The sequence below is a fragment of the Alloalcanivorax xenomutans genome (assembly GCF_900217905.1).
In the GTDB taxonomy this organism is placed as follows: domain Bacteria; phylum Pseudomonadota; class Gammaproteobacteria; order Pseudomonadales; family Alcanivoracaceae; genus Alloalcanivorax; species Alloalcanivorax xenomutans.
Map to the genome: position 1 here is coordinate 116,173 of NZ_OBMO01000005.1, position 19,392 is coordinate 135,564.

Consider the following 19,392-nt stretch of genomic DNA (forward strand, 5'->3'; position numbering starts at 1 on the left):
GCTTCCGCCGCCGCCTAGTCTGGGGGGCTCATGAACCTCGAGGAGAAACGGATGAGAAAAGCGGCGGGCATTTTTCTACTGTCGATAGGGTTGGCAGCGGGCGCCCGGGCGGAATTGGCGCCGGTAGATCTGGTCTATCAGTTGGCGCCGACCACCGCGTTGAGCGCCGGTGTCCTGGAGGGCGGCACTCGCTTCAGCCGGATGCTGGCATTGGGGGACTTTGGCCTCGGTGCTCTTAGCCCGGTGGACGGCGAGATTATCGTGCTGGGTGGCAAGGCCTACCAGGCCGACCTGGAAGGCCGTATCAGGGCCGTGTCGGATCAGGAGCAAACCCCGTTTCTGACGGTGAAGCGGTTTACCCGGGATCAGCGTTTCACTTTGTCGCAAGTGCGGGGAATGGCGCACCTGGCCCGTGCTCTGGACGCCCGGCTGCCATCGGCCAACGGCGTTTACGCCGTGCGGCTGGACGGGCGTTTCCAAGCTCTGAAATTACGCAGCGTGCCCCGGCAAAAGCCGCCGTATCGGCCCATTGATCAGGTGGTGGCCGAGCAGAACGTGTATGAGCTGGCTGATGTGACGGGTACTCTGGTGGGGTTCCGGTTACCGGATTACCTGGCCGCGGTCAGCGGTGCCGGCTATCACTTTCACTTCATTGACCAGGAGCGACGTCGGGGCGGTCATCTACTGGACTTGCGTGGTGAAGACCTGACCGTGTCCGTGGACCGTGGGGCCGGGGTGGCGCTGTTGTTGCCGGAAGACGAGGCCTTCGACGATGCCGACTTGCGCCTGGATTCACAAAGCACGGCCCGCTTTCAGCGGGCCGTGCGAGGGGAGGTGGAGTAGCGCTTACAGCCCGTACTTGCTGACGTCCACTTTCGAGTAGATTTCTTTCCAGTACAGGTCCGCCAGCGCCTCGCTGCTGTCCACGTCCTTGACCAGTGTCATCCATTTCTCCAACAGAGGACGGAAGGTGGCGATCATCTCCGCGGCGTCGTCCACGCCGTATTTTGTCTGGTAGTTGGCGGCGATGGTCTCCATGTCCTTTTCGATGAACTGTTCGGCGGTGGTGACCATGGCGTCGTCGGCTTCGTGCATGGCGATGCCTTTTTCCTTGGCTTGCTTGAGCGCGCGCTCGTCATCGATGCGATAGCCCCAGGTCACATTGGCATTGGAGTCGGCGGCGGCGTGCAGAACCGCCTTACGCTGTTTCTCATCGAGAGCGCGCCACACTTTGCGGTTGGTGCTCAGGGACAGGCCTCCGTAGATGCCAAGAGGGGCGCCCAGAGTGATGTCGGTGGTGACTTCCATCAGGTTGAAGCTGATCAGTTCGGCGGCGGCCTGCATGGTGCAGTCCACGGCGCCCTGGCTCAGGCCCTCGTAGATTTCGTTCACCGACATGGTCACCGGCGTGGCGTTCAGTGCTTCGGCCGCCCGGGCCCATTGCGCGCCGCCCACGCGGACCCGTTTGTCGCTGAGGTCCTTGAGGGTATCCACGGGCTTGTTGCAGAGAAAATAGTAGGGGGACGCCGCTGAGCCGCCGCTGAAAACATGGTCGTGGGCTTCCCATTCCGCGACACACTTCGGACAGTGTTCGAATACGAACTCGCTGACCGCGCCGGCGTAGGCGAGATTGGACAGGGATTTCGGAGCGCCCATCAGATCGGTGAGCATGGTTAGTTCGGCCACCAGGTTGGTGCGCGGATATTCGGACGGGAAGTAGGGATAGATCATGGAGCCGATGTCGGTCATGCCTTTTTCCACCCCGCCGGACATTTCCGCGAAGCTGAGCAGGGACATCATATAGACCTTGGCGGTGAGGTCGCCGCCGGAGTAGTCCTCAAGCGATTCGGCGAACTTCTCCGCCGCCAGGCCGCCAAGGGAATTCGGCGCTGAGCCGGTGGCGTAACGTAGCTGTTTGGCCGCCACCCCGGAGCTGAACAGCAAAGCGGCGAGAGCGGCAAGCAGGGCAGTGAAAGCGGGGCCGCGACGGGAGGCCGCGCCCCATGAACGAAATACCGGCATGGGAATGTTCTCCTTCTTATATGACCCGAAATGGGTCTTTCATCCTGTCGGTGGGCGGCGGCAATTAACGTCGTCGGAATGGACGATTATCAAACCCTGATGTTATCGCGGCCGCTCGCCTGTCCAGGCCGACATCGTTCAATCCGACGATGGTGCCGGCGCGGGCAGGGGGTTTAATGGGGTGTTCAGGGCAATAGCAAGGACAAGCCATGATTTTGCATTCCCGGCGGTGGATTGATCATTACGTTGGCGAGGGGCGTTGGGGCCAACGCACCTTATTGGACCAGTTCGCACATAACCGCGACGCCCACCCGGACCGGGAAGCGGTGGTGGACCCGCCAGACCGGCCGGATCTGGTCGGCACGCCGGCCCGTTCGCTGAGCTATGAGGCGTTCGGCCGGGCGGTGGATGCCACCGCCGCGGAACTGATCCGGCGTGGGTTGGCAAAGGACGACATCGTGGTGGCCCAGCTCCCCAATATCTGGGAGCTGGCCATGCTCTACCTGGCGGTGGCCCGCGCCGGTGGCGTTCTTACCGCGTTGCCATTGCAATGGCGGGCCACCGATGTGGGCTATGTGGCGGAACTCACCGGTGCGCGCTTGTATATCGCCGCCGATCACGCCAAGGGCTTTGATTATATCGCCATGGGCAGGACGCTGGGTTTCGAGCAATGTCTTTCCCTGGCCGAACTGACCGCCATCGCCGAAGGGCCGGTGGGGCCGTTACCGCCAGTGACGGTGGACGCCAACGATATCTTCACCCTGTGCTGGACCTCCGGGACCGAGTCCAGCCTAAGAGCCTGTTCATAGTCTTTACGCCACCGCGTTGCTGCTGGAAAAGCCGCCAGAGGGCGTTGCGGACTGCAGGCTCTGGTGGGGCCAAAGTCAAAGGCCGCAGCGTCGTCTGGCGGCTTTTCCAGCGCAACCCGAAGGGCCGGGTCCCTTTTGCCGTCAGACCGCGATTACGCTTGTTTATGTAGAATGACTACACCGCACAATCGAAATCACGCCCTGACGACAAAATGAACTCCGGCGCGGTGGCGTAAAGACTATGAACAGGCTCTCCGGGCTGCCCGATGAGCCACAACAGTTGGTTCTCCCATATCGGTCCGCTGATGCGGACCTCCGGGCTGCGGGAAGGGGACCGGCAATTGTGCGTGGCGCCGCTGGTCAACATGACCGCGCTGGGCGTCAATTATGTGTCCTGGCTGGTTTCCGCCGGCACCCTGGTTCTGCATCATCCACTGACCATGCCGGTGCTGCTGGAACAACTCTCCGAGCAGAACATCCACTTCACTATTCTGGTGCCGGCGGTACTGAACATGATCGCCAAGCTGCCGGACGTGGATCGCATCGATCTGTCCTCGGTGCGCGCCATCACCACCGGTTCGGCGCCGCCGTCACTGTGGACGCTGGAGGAATTCAAGCGTCGCTGGGGCATCGAAATCATCAATATCTGGGGACAGAACGAGGGCACCTGCCTGATCGCCGGGCCGGCGGATGTACCGGAACTGGAGCGGCGGGTGGATCACCTGCCGTTCTGGGGCAAGCCCGGTTGCCGCTGGCCGTCCGGAGTGGATGGGGTAAGTGTCAAGCTGCTGGATGACGAGGACCGGGAGGTGACCGAACCGGGGGGTATCGGCGAATTGTGCTATCGGGCACCGAGTCTGTTCGCCGGTTACTTCAAACGGCCGGATTTGACCGAAAAAGCGTTCACCGCTGATGGCTACTTCCGTACCGGTGACTTGTTCGTGATCCGGGATGACGCCCATGTTGGCTTCCATGATCGCAAAAAGGACATGGTGATCCGGGGCGGTTTCAATATTTCCAGCGCGGAAGTGGAGAACGCGGTGCAGGCGCATCCAGCGGTCCTGGACGCGGCGGTAATTCCGCAGCCGGACGAGGTGATGGGGGAGCGGGTGTGTGTCTGCGTGGTGGCGCGGGAACCGGCGTCGCCGCCGACCCTGGATGATATCACCGGCTTTCTGCGTGAATCCGGCATGAGCCTCTACAAGCTGCCGGAGGCACTGCGCATCGTCGATGCGATCCCCCGCAACCCGGTGGGCAAGATACTGAAACGGCGGTTACGGGATGAGGTGGGGTAGGGCCGGCGGTTGTTTTCACCCTCTCCCTTAGAGGGGAGAGGGGGGGAGAGGGTGAAAGAATAACGGCAAACAGACTCAGAAACGATATTCGCCGCCGTCGATACCCTTCTGCATTTCTTCGCTGAGGCGCTGGTAGCAGTTTTCGCCGGGCAGCAGAACGTAGACCGGATCGTCGTGTTTGCTCAGGTCGTATTTCTCGTCCTTCAGCTTGTTTTTCTGGTGCTTGAAGGTGCCGGTGGTTTCCACTCCATGGTCGGTAATGCGCAGGAATACCGGAATGGCATAGGGCGGCAACTCACGTTTGAGATAGTCGCACAGGGCCTGGAAATCCACCTCGTCGTGGGGCCGGTCCAGACGCAGCTCGGCCATGCCGGCGCGGCCGTTGGTGTCGGGAATTTCCACCCCGTAAACAACCGACTCGATGATCGCCTCGAAGCCATCCAGGATCTGTTCCACTTCGGTGGTGGAGACGTTTTCCCCTTTCCAGCGGAAGGTGTCACCGAGACGATCGACGAACTGGGCGTGGCGGAAACCAATGTCCCGCATCATATCGCCGGTGTTGAACCAGGCATCGCCTTTCTTGAACACGTCGCGGAAGATCGCCTTTTCGGTTTTTTCCTTGTCGGTATAGCCGTCGAACGGGGTCTTGTCGGTGATCTCACCGAGCATCAGGCCGGACTCGCCCTTGCTCACCTTGATCATGAAACCCTTGGCGTCGCGCACCGGCTGATCCGCTTCCTTGTCGTACTTGACGATAGCGTAGCTCACCGGGGAAAAGCCCACGGTGTTGTCGAAGTTGAACACATTGGTGAAGGCCACGTTGCCCTCGGAAGAGGCGTAGAACTCCTCCACGCGTTCAATGCCGAAACGCTCCTTGAAGTCTTTCCAGATACTCGGCCGCAGACCGTTGCCAACGATGGTGTGCACGCGGTTGTTGCTGTCGTCGGCCTTGCGGGGCTGCTCGTGCAGATAACGGCACAACTCGCCGACATAGCCGAACGCGGTGCAGTTATGCTGACGGATATCGTCCCAGAAGCGGCTGGCGGAGAAGCGGCGCGCCAGCACCAGGCCACCACGGGCGGCGATCACGGAGGCCCAGCAGATGACCATGCCGGTGGCATGGTAGAAGGGCAGAGTGCAATACAGGCGATCGTCCTTGTCCAGGCGCACGGCGGAGTAGCCGAAAGCGCCGAACGCTTTTTGCCAGCGGCCGTGGTTGAAGACCACCGCCTTCGGCAGACCGGTGGTGCCGGAGGTGTAAATGTAGAACAGCGGATCCTTGAGACGGCTCTGGTTGGTGCCGGCCGGGTTCTCGCTGGAGCAGTTCTGGATCTCGGTGGCCAGGTTCTTGTAGCCGGCCGGTGCTTCACCCGGATTTTGCAGCGTGTCGGCATCGGCCAGATAGAAGAAGTTGGTCTTCAGATCCAGATCGTCACGGACTTCCTCGATGGCTTCGATCAATTCGCCGCCGATGATGGCGGCCTTGGGCTCCACCAGATTGATGCTGTGGGTGAGGACCTTGCCTCGCTGGGAGGTGTTCACCAGAGCGGCGCAGATGCCCAGTTTGGCACAGGCCAGCACCGTGGCCACCAGTTCCGGGCGGTTCTCGATATCCACCACCACGGTGTCGCCTTTCTTCAGCCCGATGGAGGCGAAGTAGTCGGCGATGCGGTTGGCCCAGGCGTTGAATTGCCGGTAGGTGAGTTCGGTGTCCTGGTGAATAACGGCGATGCCGTTGGGGTTGGCGGCGGTGGCGGCCTCGAATTCGACCCCCAGCCCCAGCGGTTTGGTGGTGTCGGTGATCTTGCTCATCTTGGAGCCCTTCAACAGCCCGGGCAGATTGGCAACGATCTCGGGAACCTTCGACAGAATCTTCGGCAACGTAATGACGTCGGCGCTGCTCATGGCATCTCCACTCTCTGATTCTCTATGTTCTTGGAATACCCGGGTCGTGCCGGGAGTCCACTACCAGCAAAGGGCTGAAAAGGGCTTCTCCGAAGGCGTGCCGCCGCCGCTCCGACAATAGGAGGGGGGATGCGCCGTGATCCGGAGATGACCAAATATTCGCGGCGAACAATCGTAAGTCGACCGCGGATGGGCGCTACCATAACCGGCGCCCCGGAGGCGGGCAAGCGGTGATCGAACGGACCCATCGGTCACCGTCCTGATTGGTTAAAACATCGCCAATCGGGACAATGGAGCCCCACGCCAGCCGCCATTCAAACACAGCCCGGAGGCCAGGGCATTTGCCCGGCCGCCGGGGGAGCGCGCCATCAGGTTGGGGCCACGTCCGCTTCCAGCGCCACCAGTAATTGCTGGCGCCGTACCTGATCGCCCACCGCCACCGCCACCTCGGTCACGGTGCCGTCGCAATCGGCTTTGAGCACATGCTCCATTTTCATCGCCTCCATGACGGCCAGCACCTGGCCGCGCCGCACCTGCTCGCCGACGCTGGCGGAGAGGCTCACCACGGCGCCGTCCATGGGCGCGCTCAGCCGGCCGGAGCCAGGGCCGTCCCGGCCGGCGGCCGGCTGATGGGTCAGGTCCTGGAACACGGCCTTGTCGGCGCCGTGTTGCAGCCATAGCTGATCACCGTGTCGGCACCAATGAAAGCGGCGGCGGATGCCATCCACTTCGGCGACGACGGATTCGTCATCCATTTCCTCCAGCGCCACCGGTAGTTCACCCGCGACACGGGTTCCCTGGAGGGTGAGGGTCCGGCTGTGCTCGCCACAGCCCAGCGTCAGAGGCTGCGCGCCCAGGGCGCTGGACTGCCAGCCGCGGCCTGGCCCGTTCCGGCGGTGATCCTGGTGCCGGGCGAACAGCAGCGCCGCCACCGACCACAAGGCATCACCGGGTTGTGCGGGCGTGAGACTGGGGTCGCCGGCGAAATCGGCGCCAATAAAGGCGGTGGTGGCTTCACCGGCGGCGAACACCGGGTGGCGCAGGATCGCGGCCAGGAAGGCACGGTTGTCATTGACGCCGGCGAGCACGGTGTCTTCCACCGCGCGCAGCAGCCGGCGCCGGGCTTCCTCCCGAGTGGCGCCGTGGGCGATGATCTTGGCCAGCATCGGGTCGTAGTGGCTGCCCACCTGGTCGCCTTCACGCAGGCCGTGATCCACCCGGATCCCTTCTCCGCTGGCCGGGCGCCAGCGCCGTACCGGGCCGGTTTGCGGCAGATAGCCCTGGGCGGGATCCTCCGCATAGAGGCGGACCTCCATGGCGTGACCGGTCAGGGTGACCTGGTCCTGGGTCAGCGGCAGGGCTTCGCCGGCGGCCACTTTCAGTTGCCAGGCCACCAGATCCTGGCCGGTGACCAGTTCGGTAACCGGATGTTCCACCTGCAGACGGGTATTCATCTCCAGAAAATAGAACTCACCGTCGGCGCCCAGCAGGAACTCCACCGTGCCCGCGCCCACATAGCCGCAGGCGCGGGCGGCATTGACCGCCGCCTCGCCCATGCGCCGCCGCAAGGTTGCGTCCAGGGCCGGGGAGGGGGCTTCCTCCACCACCTTCTGATGGCGGCGTTGCACCGAGCAGTCCCGCTCACCGAGGTGGATGACATTGCCGTGGTGATCCCCGAACACCTGAATTTCCACGTGGCGCGGCGTGCTCACCGCCCGCTCCAGGATCAGCTCGTCGTTGCCGAAGCTGTTACGGGCTTCCTGGCGGGCGCTGTTCAGTTGCGCCGGGATCTCCGTCTCGTCGGTGACCACGCGCATGCCGCGTCCGCCGCCGCCGGCGCTGGCCTTGATCATTAGTGGCAGGCCGATGCGCCGCGCTTCTCGCAGCAGGGTATCGTCACTCTGATCCTCGCCCTGATAACCGGGCACACAGGGCACCCCGGCCTCTTCCATGGCGATTTTCGACAGCCGTTTCGAGCCCATCAGCCGGATCGCGGCCACCGGCGGGCCGATAAAGGTGATGCCGGCGTTCTCGCAGGCCCGGGCGAAGTCGCTGTTTTCAGAAAGGAAACCGTAGCCTGGGTGGACCGCGTCGGCGCTGCTGCGGCGGCAGGCGTCGAGCAGCGCGCCGATGTTGAGGTAGGAAGCGGTGGCATTGGCCGGCCCGATACAAAGTGCTTCATCCGCCAACCGTACATGGCGGGCATCGCGGTCCGCCTCGGAATACACCGCCACGGTGCGATAACCCAGGGCCTGGGCACTGGCGATGACGCGGCAGGCGATTTCGCCACGGTTGGCGATCAGAATTTTGTCGAAGCTCATGGTTATTCCTTATCCGTCGACCAGGACGGTGCGCGTTTCTGTACGAAGGCCAGTGTGCCTTCCTGACCCTCCTCGCTGGTGACGGCGTCGGCGAAGTCCCGGGCGGCCTGATCAAGCACCGCGTCCAGCGGCTGCTCGTCCACGCTCAGCACCAATTGCTTGGTCACCCGGTTGGCGTGGGGCGCGCACCGGCGGATTTGTTCCAGCACCTGCCGCAACCGTTGCTCCAGCTCCTCGGTGGAATCGGCCACCTCGTGCACCACCCCGAGCGCCTGGGCGCCGTGACCATCGAAGCGGCCGCCGGTGAGCGCCAGCCGGCGGGCCTGGGTCAGGCCGATGCGGCGTACCACGAACGGGGCGATCTGCGCCGGAATCACGCCCAGGCCGGTTTCCGGCAGCCCGAAGCGGGCATCGCCGGCGGCCAGCGCCACATCGGAGACGCACGCCAGACCAAAGCCGCCGCCGAGCACGGCGCCTTCCAATACGCACACCAAAACCGCCGGCAGCCTTTCGGCGCGGCTGACCATGGCGCCGAAACGCCGGTTCAGGGTGAAGAACGCCTGATCGTCGCCGGCCGCCGCCTGCTGACGGGCGCCGGCCATGTCCTTGATGTCGCCGCCGGCGCAGAAATGGCCGCCGGCGCCACGCAACACCACGGCACGGACATCCGGATTGGCTTCCACCCAGTCGAATACCGCCATCAGCTCGTCAACCATGATCAGGCTCATGGCGTTGCGGCTTTGCGGCCGGTTCAGCGTGACGGAGAGGGTGGTACCATCACGGTGGAGGGTGATTGTTTCGGTTTCAGGTAGCGTCATGGCAGGTCTCACTCGGCTTTGGGGCTGACGTCGGAGGTCCGATCCATTATTTCTTTTTGCCCGGCAGCGTGTTCATGGTCTTGCAGATGATGCCGAGCATGATTTCGTCGGCGCCGCCGCCAATGGAACCAAGCCGGCCATCACGATAGAGCTGGCTGGCCGGGTTGTCCCACATGAAGCCGTTGCCACCCCAGAACTGGAGGCAGGAGTCCGCCACTTCCCGTGCCAGCCGGCCCACCTTCAGTTTCGCCATGGAGGCCAGTTGCAGCACGTCCTGGCCGTTGATGTAGAGGTCACAGGCGCGGTAGGTGAGGGCGCGCAGGGCTTCCACCTCGGTTTGCAATTCGGCCAGACGGAAGTGCACGGTCTGATTGTCCAGCAGGCTCATGCCAAACACCTTGCGCTCGCGGGCGTACTCGATGGTTTCGTTGATCACGTGTTCCATGCCCTTGAGGCTGTTGGAGGCGGCGAACAGGCGCTCTTCCTGGAACTGCATCATCTGCATCATGAAGCCCATGCCTTCCTGGCCGATCAGGTTGCGTTGCGGCACGCGCACGTTATCGAAGAACACCTGGGCGGTTTCCGAGGAGCGCATGCCCAGTTTGTCCAGCGGCTTGTCCACGGTGATGCCGGCGGCGTCCTTGGGGACCACGATCAGGGACTTGTTGATGTGCGGCTTGTCATCGGAGGTGTTCGCCAGCAGGCAGAAAAAGTCGGCGCTGGGCGAATTGGTGATCCACATCTTGGTGCCGTTGATGACGTAATCGTCGCCGTCTTTTTTTGCCGTGGTTTTCACCGCCGCCACATCGGAACCGGCCTGCGGTTCGGAAACGGCGATGGAGGCCACCATGTCACCGGCGATGGCGGGCGCCAGATAGTCCCGGCGCAACTGGTCGGAACCGAAGCGGGCCAGGGCCGGTGTCGCCATGTCGGTCTGCACGCCCACCGCCAGCGGCACGCCACCGCAATGCACCGTGCCCATCTCCTCGCTCATTACCATGCCGTAGGAATAGTCCAGCCCCATGCCGCCGTACTCCACCGGCTTGGTGACGCCGAGCAGGCCGAGGTCGCCCATTTTCTTGAACACCTCATGAATCGGAAAACGGCCGGCCGCCTCCCATTCCTTTACATGCGGATTGATTTCCTTGTCGACGAATTGACGTACCGTGCGGCGCAGTTCTTCATGTTCCTGCGTGAATTTCATGACACACTCCTGCTATGTGTTCTATTCGGTTTGACTGGCTTCCAGGCTGATTTTTGAGCCGCCTTTGATTTTCGCTGTTAACTATTCACTGTTAACTGTCAACTTCATTCATAGTCTTGCCACGCCAAAGGTGTTGCCATTGAGTTGGCGGTGCTCCGCCTGGCGGCAGATATCCAGAACATAGGCCAGCACCCGGCGGGTATCGCGTGGGTCAATGATGCCGTCGTCCCATAGATGGGCGGTGCCGTACAGCGCGGTGGATTGCGCGTCCAGTTTCTGCGCGGTGCTTTGCTGCAGCATCTCCAGCACTTTCTCATCCGGTTCGATACCGTTGGCCCGCTGTTTGGCCTCGGCGACGATACGCAGCACCATGCCGGCCTGCTGGCCGCCCATCACCGCCACACGGGAATTGGGCCAGGCGAAAATAAAGCGTGGATCCAGGCCCCGGCCGCACATGGCGTAGTTGCCGGCACCGTAGGAGCCGCCGATAACGATGGAGATTTTCGGCACCCGGGCGTTGGCCACCGCCTGAATCATTTTCGAGCCGTGTTTGATCACGCCGTTGCGTTCGGCGTCGGTGCCGACCATGAAGCCGGTGGTGTTGTGTAGAAACAGCAACGGCCGATTGCTCTGGTCACACAATTGAATGAACTGGGCTGCCTTGGCCGCGCCGCGCGGGGTGATCGGCCCGTTGTTGCCAAGCACGCCCACGGGTTGGCCTTCGATGGCGATCCAGCCGCATACGGTGGCGGCATCCCAGTCGTTCTTGAAGTCGACGAAGTTGGAATCGTCGGCGATCCGCGCGATCACCTCACGCACGTCATAGGGCTTCTTGGCGTCGCTGGGCACCACGCCAAGCAGTTCCTCTTCATCGTAGCGTGGCGGTGCCCATTCATCGGTGGCCGGCGCATCGTCGCGCCAGCCGAGCACACCCATCAGGTCCCGCGCCTGGCGAATGCCATCGGCGTCGTCGTCGGCCAGATACTCGGCGGTGCCGGCCACACCGGTGTGCATTTCCGCGCCGCCGAGGTCTTCGTCGGTGGCGATCTCGCCGGTGGCCGCTTTCAGCAATGGCGGCCCGGCGAGAAACATCTTGGCGCGGTCGCGGACCACGATAACGTAATCGGAGAGGCCCGGTTGATAGGCGCCGCCGGCGGTCGCGTTGCCGTGCACCACAGTGATCTGCGGGATGCCGGCGGCGGACAGACGTGCCTGGTTGGCGAAGGTCCGCGCGCCCTCGACGAACACCTCGGCGGCGTAGTTCAGATTGGCGCCACCGGATTCCACCAGACTCACCACCGGCAGCTTGTTCTCCAGGGCGATGCGTTGCAGACGCAGCGTTTTGTGCAGTCCGGACGGGGTGATGGTGCCACCCTTGATAGCCGAGTTGGACGCCGTGACCAGGCAGCGCACTCCGGCCACATAGCCGATACCGGCGATGCTGCCGCCGCCGGCTTCGGTGCCGTCCTTGTCGTCGTGCATGCCATAGCCGGACAGGTTCATCAGGCTGAGGAACGGTGAGCCCGGATCGAGCAGACGGGCGACTCGCTCATGGGGCAATAGTTGACCCCGTTTTTCGAATTTGGCGCGTTTGGCTTCGGAGGCGTCCACCACGCCTTGTTCGATGGCGCGGAATTCTTCCACTGCCTTGAGCATGGCATCCCGGCTTTCGCGGAAGCTGTCGCTGTTCACGTCCAGGCTGGTTTCGAGTACGGGCATGATCGGGTCCTGTCGGTTGGCGCGGAATCAGTCTTGTTTGAAAATGGCGGGAGTGATGGCGCGGTGGAAGCCGTCGAAGGGTTCGCTGCGCTTGTGCTCCGGCAACGGGAAGATGGCCACGTTGCCCTGGCTGGCGCCGCCGTCGATACGCAGCGTGTCGCCGCTGATGAAGGCGGCGGCGTCGCTGAGCAGGAAACAGATCGCCGAGGACACTTCCGCTTCCACGCCCATGCGTTTCAGTGGCACCGCGGCACGCAGGGTTTTAAGAATGTTCTGAAACGCCTCCGGATAGGTGTCCATGCCGGAGGAGGCGATCCAGCCCGGGGCCACCGCGTTCACTCGTACGCCGCAGCATCCCCATTCCACCGAGGCGGTCTTGGTGAAATTGTCCATGCCAGCGCGGGCGGCGCCGGAGTGCCCCATGCCCGGCATGCCTCCCCACATGTCGGCGACGATGTTGACGATGGCGCCGCCGTGCTGGTTCATGCCCTGGGTGAACACTTCCCGGGCCATCAGAAAGCCGCCGGTGAGGTTGGTGCGGATCACCGTTTCCCAGCCTTTCTGGCTGATCAGCGCCAGCGGTGCGGGGAACTGGCCGCCCGCGTTGTTGACCAGGCCGTGTACCTGACCCACGGCCTGATAGATCCGGGCCACGGTCGCGCGCACCCGCTCCTCCTCACGGATGTCGCAACTGAAATACAGGGCCTCGCGGCCGGTGTCCTGCTGTATTTCCCCGGCCACTTCCCGCAGCTTGTCCTCGCTGCGGCCGATCAGGACCACCCGCGCCCCGAGCGCCGCCAATTCATGCGCGGTGCAACGGCCAATACCGGAGCCGCCGCCGGTGACGATGATGTTGCGGTCGGCGAACAGATTTTCCCGAAAGACGGAACGGTAGGACATGGTTTGTTTTCCTTTATCAATGAGCCAGGTGACGGCCGCCTCTGGGGCGGGCCGCCACGGAGTCAATGCAGAGACGCGGCCAGGGTGTTGGGCACCGCCACCGGCATGTCCAGCAACTGTTGCGCGAACGCCTTGCCCTGCGGATCAATGCGCAGACTGGCGATACCGCCGCCGCCCAGCGCGTTGCGCAGCAGGAAATTGAAGGCGTGCATGCCGGGCAGCTCCCAGCGGCTGACCGAGCCGGTTTCCGGATCGAGCACATGCCGCATGTAGTCCGCCACCGCGGCCTCACTCAGCGCCGCGCGTAAATAGGGCAGGTAAACCGGGTCCCGGGCGATAACGCCGATGTTGGCGTGGTTGCCCTTGTCGCCGGAGCGGGCCCAGGCCAGTTTCACCAACGGCACCTCGGTGTCGCCGGAGGCAGTCTCGCCGTCCGCTTGCGGGGCTGGTTTCGTCAGCGGCTCGCCGGCGGGAATGGCCACCGGCAGGGTTTCACCGTTGACGTCCACCGTGACCGGCACCTTCTGTTTACCGATAAGGGTGGAATAAAGACGAATACGGGGCATCGGCTTGGGCCGGCCGCCGACCAGACCGGACAAACCAGGGGCCATGCCGGTGGCGGCCTGGGCGATTTCCCGGGCGAACAGACCCAGGGCCTTGCGGTCGTCGTGCAGGGCGGCGATTTTCACCACGACTTCGCGGCTGTCCTGGCGGCGCGCCTGGTTGCCGTAGGTGGCCTCGCTGCCGAGGATTTCCACGCTGACATCCCGGAAGGGCGCCAGCCCCGCCTGTTTGAACTGCGCCGCCACCTTGCCGAGGATGGCGTCCGCCACCACCTGGCCCTTGGCGGGAGCGTCGATGCCGCCCATCAGGAAAGAGGCGGTGATGCGTTGGCCGTCGGGGTAGGTGGCGGACACCTTGTAGGTGTCGGTGGGGGGGAGCCCGCGCGCGCCGCTGACTTTGACCCGATCCGGCCCGTCCTGGGTGAGAGTGACGTTGGTGAAGTCACAGACCACATCGGGAAGGATGTACTGACGCGGGTCGCCGATTTCATAGAGCAGTTGTTCGCCGACGGTGGCGGGGGTGACCAGTCCCCCGGTGTCCGCCGGTTTGGTGATCACCACGGTACCGTCCCGGTGGCATTCGGCGACCGGGAAGCCCATGTTGTCGAAGCCGGGCACATCGCGCCAATCGGTGAAGTTGCCGCCGGTGCATTGAGCGCCGCACTCGATCAGATGGCCGGCCAGGGAGCCCTGGGCCAGCCGGTCGTAGTCGTCGTCCGGCCACTGGAACTCATGCAGCAACGGGCCCAGCACCAGCGCGGAGTCGGCGATGCGGCCGGTCAGCACCAGGTCGGCGCCGGCGTCCAGAGCGGCCTTGATCGGCAGGGCGCCAAGGTAGGCATTCATGGTCACGGTAATCGGCGGCAAGGCCGCGCCGGTGTCCATTTCCCGGCAGTCGGTGAACTCGGCCCGGCGTGGATTAAGATCGTCGCCTTCCACCAGGGCGATGTTCATCTCGACGCCGGCCTCGGCGAACACTTTCCGCAGAGCATCCCGGCAGGCGCGGGGATTCACGCCGCCGGCGTTGCTGATCACCTTGATGCCCTTGTCCTTGATCTCCCGGGCCAGCGGCGCCATCACCTGGGTGACGAAATCGTGGGCGTAGCCGGCGTTGGCGTCCTTCATGCGCGCCCCGGCCATGATCGACAAAGTGACCTCGGCCAGATAGTCGAACACCAGATAGTCGATATTGCCCTGGCGGACCAGTTGGAAGGCGGCGCTGTTGGTATCGCCCCAGAAGCCGGCGGCGCAGCCGATGCGGGTCAGATCGCTCATGGTGTTGTTCCTTCTTCCTTCCTTCATGACGAATGGGCCGGTGACGGAGTGGCTCAACACTACCAAGCAAGCGCTTGGTATGTAAATATGGAATCGGCCACGCCCCTTGACCGAAACGCTCAGGTCCACGGCCGAACCGGCCAGCGGCATTGTCTGATGCCCAGTCTGATGCCCATGTTGTGTAATGCGTATAATGCCGGCCGATCAGGAGGAACCAATGACACAAGCACGCGCTGTACACGGCATTGACGACAGTCCGCGGGGGCGCCTGCTCAGCGCCGCCGCCCAACTGTTTCGCGACAAGGGGTATGAACGCACCACGGTGCGCGATATCGCCGCCGTGGTGGGGATCCAGAGCGGGTCCATCTTCCACCATTTCAAAACCAAGGAAGAGATCCTGTTCGCGGTGATGGAGGAAGTTATCCACTTCAATACCGAGCGTCTGCGCGCCGCCATCGCCGCCGAGGATCGGCCGGTGGAGCGGTTGCGGGCACTGGTGCGCGCGGAACTGACCGCCATCGTCGGCGATACCAGCGAGGCGATGACGGTGCTGGTGACCGAGTGGCGTTGCCTCAATGCGGACAAGCAGCGCGAAGCGCTGGCCTTGCGGGACATTTATGAGCAGCTCTGGCTGGACGTGCTCGCGGATCTCCATAAGGAAGGCCGTTTCCGGGCCGACCCGTTCATCATGCGGCGGCTGATCACCGGCATGACCGGCTGGACCCATAACTGGTTTGATCAGTCCCGCAGTCTTTCGGTGGAAGGTCTGGCGGATCTGATCGTCGACCGGGTGGTCGGCGAGGAGAGTGAGGAGGGCGCGGCGTGATCGGCAATGGCTTCGCCTGGGGACGCACCGGCTATACCATCATGGAAGAAGGGGAATTGGACCGCGCCACCTGGCAGTTGCGGGTGAGTCATTATCTGGTGGCCGAGCCCAGTGGCCGGGCCGTGCCCGGGCGCTTCACCCTGGAGCAGGCGAAAAGGTGGATTGAAGAGCGCGAATCGGAGGCGGATTCCGGCTGAAATGCAGCCAAAATGGGCGTTTATTCGACAGTGCGACGAAAATATGAACGAACGGCAGGTTTTTTCGCAGAAAGCCGTTGACACTCCGGGGCCAATCCCTAAAATGGCGCCCACTTCGCAACGCGATGCGGGTGGTTAGCTCAGCTGGGAGAGCATCTGCCTTACAAGCAGAGGGTCGGCGGTTCGATCCCGTCACCACCCACCAGTTTCCCGAAAGGATGGCGTCTACGCCGCCCTTTCACGGAAAGTTCGGAGCGGTAGTTCAGTTGGTTAGAATACCGGCCTGTCACGCCGGGGGTCGCGGGTTCGAGTCCCGTCCGCTCCGCCAACATTTTTCATGATCTTAGCCTTTTTCCATGTATTAAGGAGCCGCATCGAGTATTTCGATGCGGCTTTTTCTTTTGTGGCGCCAGGCCACCGCGGAACTTCCCCCTCTCCTGATGTTCTTATTCTTAAGGCCTGTTCACACTGCTTGCGTCCCGCCAGTTGTGGCTAAAAAGCCACCAATGAAGGCGCGATGGAAATAGTGTGAACAGGCCCTGTAAGCGCCTTTTGACCCCTGTCATGAAAGGGTCACCAAGGGGACGCTAAAGTTGATCCGACAATCTTTGATTTGAAAATACAGAATGAAACGTAAAGGAGAATAACCATGGATCATTACTTCGAAGAACGGATGCAGGAAAAACTGTGGCTGGAAACCCTGGAAGAGCTGGTGGAAGGCGACTGGGAAAACGATGACGACGGTGTGGAGCTCTGATCCCCCGTCGTCACCCCTCCGGCCCGATGGGCCAACCCCTCCCGATTCTGTGAAGCACTCAGCGTTCTGATTACCTTTCCCGAGCAACCCCTTTCTTTTACCTAAAAGCCGGTTCACACTTTTGTCGTAGCTGTCCGCGATCGGCAGATTGTGACGAGCCTGGTCACCCGACGGTTCGCGAGGCGGATAAAACGATAAAGACATGACCCGGGGAAGGCGAGATGGCGGGGTCCTCCGTTACCTCTGAAGCAATAGTGTTCTTTGCCGAGCACCACATCACCAAAAGCATGCTCTACGCCGACTTCGAGGCGATTCTGGACGGCATGGTGGGGGTGCCGGAGTTCGCCCGCAAAGAGATGCGAGGTGCCTACTGTCTGGTCAACGGACAGTTGAAGGTCAAGGCGCTGGTGTTGTTTCTGATCGGCTTCGACGAAGACGGCATGGCCGATACCACCTGGAATATTCCGTTGCGCCATCTGGCCGAGCACGGCGGCCCTGGCCCGGACATGGGCAGCGGTCCGATCCGGCTGGCCTGCCGCAGCCAGTGCCCGGTGGCATGGCACCAGGACCAATTGTGGGATCCATCGATGAAGCCCGGCGCCAACGACTTCGTCGCGGTGCGGGATCTGTTGCGCCAGCGCGGGCCGAAGATGGGCCTGGAGATGGACGAGGATCTGCCACCGCCGACGGCGCCGCCGGTGCTGTCCGAGGAGGACATTCCCACTCTCGGCGCCGCCGAGCCGGATCCGGAACGGGTAAGGCTGGCCCGCACCATCAAGGAACTGCGTCTGCGCATCCATACCCTGGAGAGCGGACAGAAGGAAGAGATGGCGCAACTGCGCTATGCCCAGCAGCAGAAAGAGGAAATCCTCAATACGCAGTTGGAAAAGGTGCTGATGCAGTTCAAGACGCTGAAGTCCCAGAACGCGGCGTTGCGCGAACAGAACAGCTCACTCAAGGAACAGTTGGAGACACTGCGCCGGGATCAGCAGGAGCAGGCCGCTCAGGATCGCCAGCAGGGCAGTGAAACGGAGCGCCTGCGCCAGCAGTACCAGTTGGAGCTGGAGCAGCGCCTGGAAGAAGAACGGGCGCGGCTGGCCGACGAATTGCACAGTAAGGAAATGGAGGTGCTCAACCGGGACGACCTGATCGCTCAACTGCGCAAGGACGTGGCCGGCCTCAAGCATCAACAGATGAAAGTGAGCAATGCCGGCGGCGAGCAGATGTTGCGTAAACTGGAGAGCCTGGGTCTCAGTTTCATCGCCTTCCATCCTGGTGCCGGCCATGTCTCCATCGGTGCCGATCAGATTTCCGATTACATGGAAAACCCGCTGGCGTTCGCCGCCCGTAAATGCCTGGTGACCGAGGATCACTACCGTGCCTGGCTGGCTCACTACGAAAATCCGGTATGCCAGGTGGCGGTGGGGCCGGAAGCGCGTGCCTGTGGCAAAAGAGTGATCCGGGTGGACGTGCCGAATCAGTTCAAGCCGGGCGTGTCCGACTGTAATTCCAACCGCTGTCCGCACTGCCGTTCGGATGCCGCCATCGATAATGTGCTCAAGTTCCGGTAATCGTGCCGCGAACTGGTAAGTATCTTGCTTCAAGACTTTAAACAAACGCTAAGCATGCCGGATCGTGCGGGTCGGGGGGACTCGCGCGATCGAATGATAAGGGGGGAAGCCATTCATGGCTCAAGAGTCCATCGATAAGCGTTTATTGCAGGCGTTCGTGCCGGTCAATGCGCTGTCCAACGATCAGCTCGACTGGCTGCTGGATCAGCAGGAGGTCTGCCGTTACGAACCCGGCGATATTCTGTTCCGTCAGGGCGATCGCGATAACGCCACCATCTATCTGCTCAGCGGCGACGTGGAATTGTTCAACGAGAGTGGGCAGCGCGGTGTGGTGCGGGCCGGGGATGCCGCGTCCTGGCATCCACTCGGTCACTTTCAGCCACGTCGGGATGACGCCCGGGCGCTGACCGAGGTCAGCGTGGTGCGTTTCGACAGTTTCCGGCTGGACACCATTTTGTCCTGGGATCAGTCCGCCGGTTACGTGATTCTCGACATCAACGCCAATGCCGCTTATCAGCATGACCGCGACTGGATGATCCGGTTGCTGAAGTCCAACCTGTTCCACCGGGTGCCGCCGGCCAACATTCTGGAAATCTTCCGCCGCCTGCACGCCCGCCGCTGCAAGGAAGGCGAGGTGATCATCCGCCAGGGCGAGGAAGCGGATTGCTGCTACATCATCAAGGAAGGGGTCTGCGAGGTGTCCATCGAGCTGGGCAACCCCGGGGTGGCGACGCCGGTGGCGATGCTGGAGGAAGGGCAGTGGTTCGGCGAGGAGGCGTTACTGTCCGGCACGCCGCGTAACGCCACCATCACCATGGCCACGGACGGGGTGTTGATGCGGCTGGGGCGGGACGATTTCGACGCGCTGCTGCGTGAACCGATCATCCACACCCTGCCGGTGGACAAGGCCCGGGAGAAGATCGCCGCCGGCGCCCGTTGGCTGGATGTGCGCACCGGCGACGAGTTTGACCGCCATCGGCTGTCCGGAGCCGCTAATATGTCGTTGAATGTGCTGCGCCTGAAGTCGCGGTTGCTGGACCCGAAACAGGCCTACGTGGCCTACTGTGACACCGGTCGGCGTAGCGCCACGGCGGCATTTTTGTTAAAAAACGCAGGCTTGGACGTGTTCGTGCTGGAAGGCGGCCTTAACGGCAATGCCGACCACCTGCACGAGTATCTCGAATAGCCCGTCCCGGGGATCCGGGGCTGG

At 62.7% G+C, this 19,392-nt stretch carries 15 protein-coding genes, 2 tRNA genes and 1 pseudogene; 10 read left to right on the forward strand and 8 right to left on the reverse strand.

All coding sequences use genetic code 11. From position 1 onward, the window contains the following. Nucleotides 1–51 precede the first annotated feature (51 nt). Nucleotides 52–843 (forward strand): acetolactate decarboxylase, encoded by a 792-nt coding sequence (gene budA, locus CRO06_RS05460; RefSeq protein ID WP_179746493.1) that lies wholly within the window; start codon nt 52–54, stop codon nt 841–843. 3 nt (nt 844–846) lie between these two features. Here the strand turns inward: budA and CRO06_RS05465 are convergent, their stop codons facing one another. After that, nucleotides 847–2,022 (reverse strand): C4-dicarboxylate TRAP transporter substrate-binding protein, encoded by a 1,176-nt coding sequence (locus tag CRO06_RS05465; protein ID WP_097057939.1) that lies wholly within the window; start codon nt 2,020–2,022, stop codon nt 847–849. A 209-nt stretch (nt 2,023–2,231) separates the two neighbouring features. Here CRO06_RS05465 and CRO06_RS05470 point away from each other — a divergent pair, with 209 nt between their 5' ends. From CRO06_RS05470 to CRO06_RS20315, 3 genes and pseudogenes are all read left to right on the forward strand, one after another. Continuing rightward, nucleotides 2,232–2,831, forward strand: a complete 600-nt coding sequence (locus CRO06_RS05470; protein WP_097057940.1) for an AMP-binding protein — start codon at nt 2,232–2,234, stop codon at nt 2,829–2,831. A gap of 260 nt (nt 2,832–3,091) precedes the next feature. Beyond that, nucleotides 3,092–3,694, forward strand: a pseudogene (locus CRO06_RS20310) (AMP-binding protein); the annotation flags it as partial. A gap of 126 nt (nt 3,695–3,820) precedes the next feature. Further along, nucleotides 3,821–4,126: an AMP-binding enzyme gene (locus CRO06_RS20315; protein WP_309599199.1), complete on the forward strand. Its 306-nt coding sequence runs from the start codon at nt 3,821–3,823 to the stop codon at nt 4,124–4,126. Nucleotides 4,127–4,201: 75 nt separating this feature from the next. Here CRO06_RS20315 and CRO06_RS05480 read toward each other — a convergent pair whose 3' ends face one another. From CRO06_RS05480 to CRO06_RS05510, 7 genes are all read right to left on the reverse strand, one after another. Further along, nucleotides 4,202–6,031: a long-chain-acyl-CoA synthetase gene (locus CRO06_RS05480; protein ID WP_022994416.1), complete on the reverse strand. Its 1,830-nt coding sequence runs from the start codon at nt 6,029–6,031 to the stop codon at nt 4,202–4,204. 368 nt (nt 6,032–6,399) lie between these two features. Further along, nucleotides 6,400–8,352, reverse strand: coding sequence for an acetyl/propionyl/methylcrotonyl-CoA carboxylase subunit alpha (locus CRO06_RS05485; RefSeq protein WP_097057942.1), 1,953 nt, complete (start codon nt 8,350–8,352; stop codon nt 6,400–6,402). A 2-nt stretch (nt 8,353–8,354) separates the two neighbouring features. Continuing rightward, the gene (locus tag CRO06_RS05490) at nt 8,355–9,170 is read right to left on the reverse strand and encodes an enoyl-CoA hydratase/isomerase family protein (protein WP_022994418.1); all 816 of its coding nucleotides are present in this window, start codon (nt 9,168–9,170) and stop codon (nt 8,355–8,357) included. Nucleotides 9,171–9,216: 46 nt separating this feature from the next. Continuing rightward, nucleotides 9,217–10,374 (reverse strand): acyl-CoA dehydrogenase family protein, encoded by a 1,158-nt coding sequence (locus tag CRO06_RS05495; RefSeq protein ID WP_022994419.1) that lies wholly within the window; start codon nt 10,372–10,374, stop codon nt 9,217–9,219. A gap of 108 nt (nt 10,375–10,482) precedes the next feature. Further along, nucleotides 10,483–12,093, reverse strand: coding sequence for an acyl-CoA carboxylase subunit beta (locus CRO06_RS05500; RefSeq protein ID WP_097057943.1), 1,611 nt, complete (start codon nt 12,091–12,093; stop codon nt 10,483–10,485). Nucleotides 12,094–12,120: 27 nt separating this feature from the next. Beyond that, on the reverse strand, nt 12,121–12,993 hold the full coding sequence (locus CRO06_RS05505; protein ID WP_022994421.1) for an SDR family oxidoreductase: 873 nt from the start codon (nt 12,991–12,993) through the stop codon (nt 12,121–12,123). A 62-nt stretch (nt 12,994–13,055) separates the two neighbouring features. Next, nucleotides 13,056–14,831 (reverse strand): acyclic terpene utilization AtuA family protein, encoded by a 1,776-nt coding sequence (locus CRO06_RS05510; RefSeq protein WP_063139715.1) that lies wholly within the window; start codon nt 14,829–14,831, stop codon nt 13,056–13,058. Between the two features lie 217 nt (nt 14,832–15,048). Here CRO06_RS05510 and CRO06_RS05515 point away from each other — a divergent pair, with 217 nt between their 5' ends. The 6 genes from CRO06_RS05515 (at nt 15,049) to CRO06_RS05540 (ending at nt 19,368) form a co-directional block, all read left to right on the forward strand. Next, on the forward strand, nt 15,049–15,657 hold the full coding sequence (locus tag CRO06_RS05515) for a TetR/AcrR family transcriptional regulator (RefSeq protein WP_022994423.1): 609 nt from the start codon (nt 15,049–15,051) through the stop codon (nt 15,655–15,657). Further along, the gene (locus CRO06_RS05520; RefSeq protein ID WP_022994424.1) at nt 15,654–15,854 is read left to right on the forward strand and encodes a hypothetical protein; all 201 of its coding nucleotides are present in this window, start codon (nt 15,654–15,656) and stop codon (nt 15,852–15,854) included. The genes CRO06_RS05515 and CRO06_RS05520 overlap by 4 nt, the downstream gene beginning before the upstream one ends. A gap of 129 nt (nt 15,855–15,983) precedes the next feature. Continuing rightward, nucleotides 15,984–16,059, forward strand: a tRNA-Val gene (locus CRO06_RS05525). Between the two features lie 46 nt (nt 16,060–16,105). Continuing rightward, nucleotides 16,106–16,182 (forward strand) — tRNA-Asp (locus tag CRO06_RS05530). Nucleotides 16,183–16,832: 650 nt separating this feature from the next. Then, nucleotides 16,833–18,182, forward strand: coding sequence for a coiled-coil domain-containing protein (locus CRO06_RS05535; RefSeq protein WP_055100740.1), 1,350 nt, complete (start codon nt 16,833–16,835; stop codon nt 18,180–18,182). A gap of 115 nt (nt 18,183–18,297) precedes the next feature. Then, complete coding sequence (locus CRO06_RS05540; protein WP_022994427.1) at nt 18,298–19,368, forward strand: cyclic nucleotide-binding domain-containing protein; 1,071 nt, start codon at nt 18,298–18,300, stop codon at nt 19,366–19,368. Nucleotides 19,369–19,392: the final 24 nt, after the last annotated feature.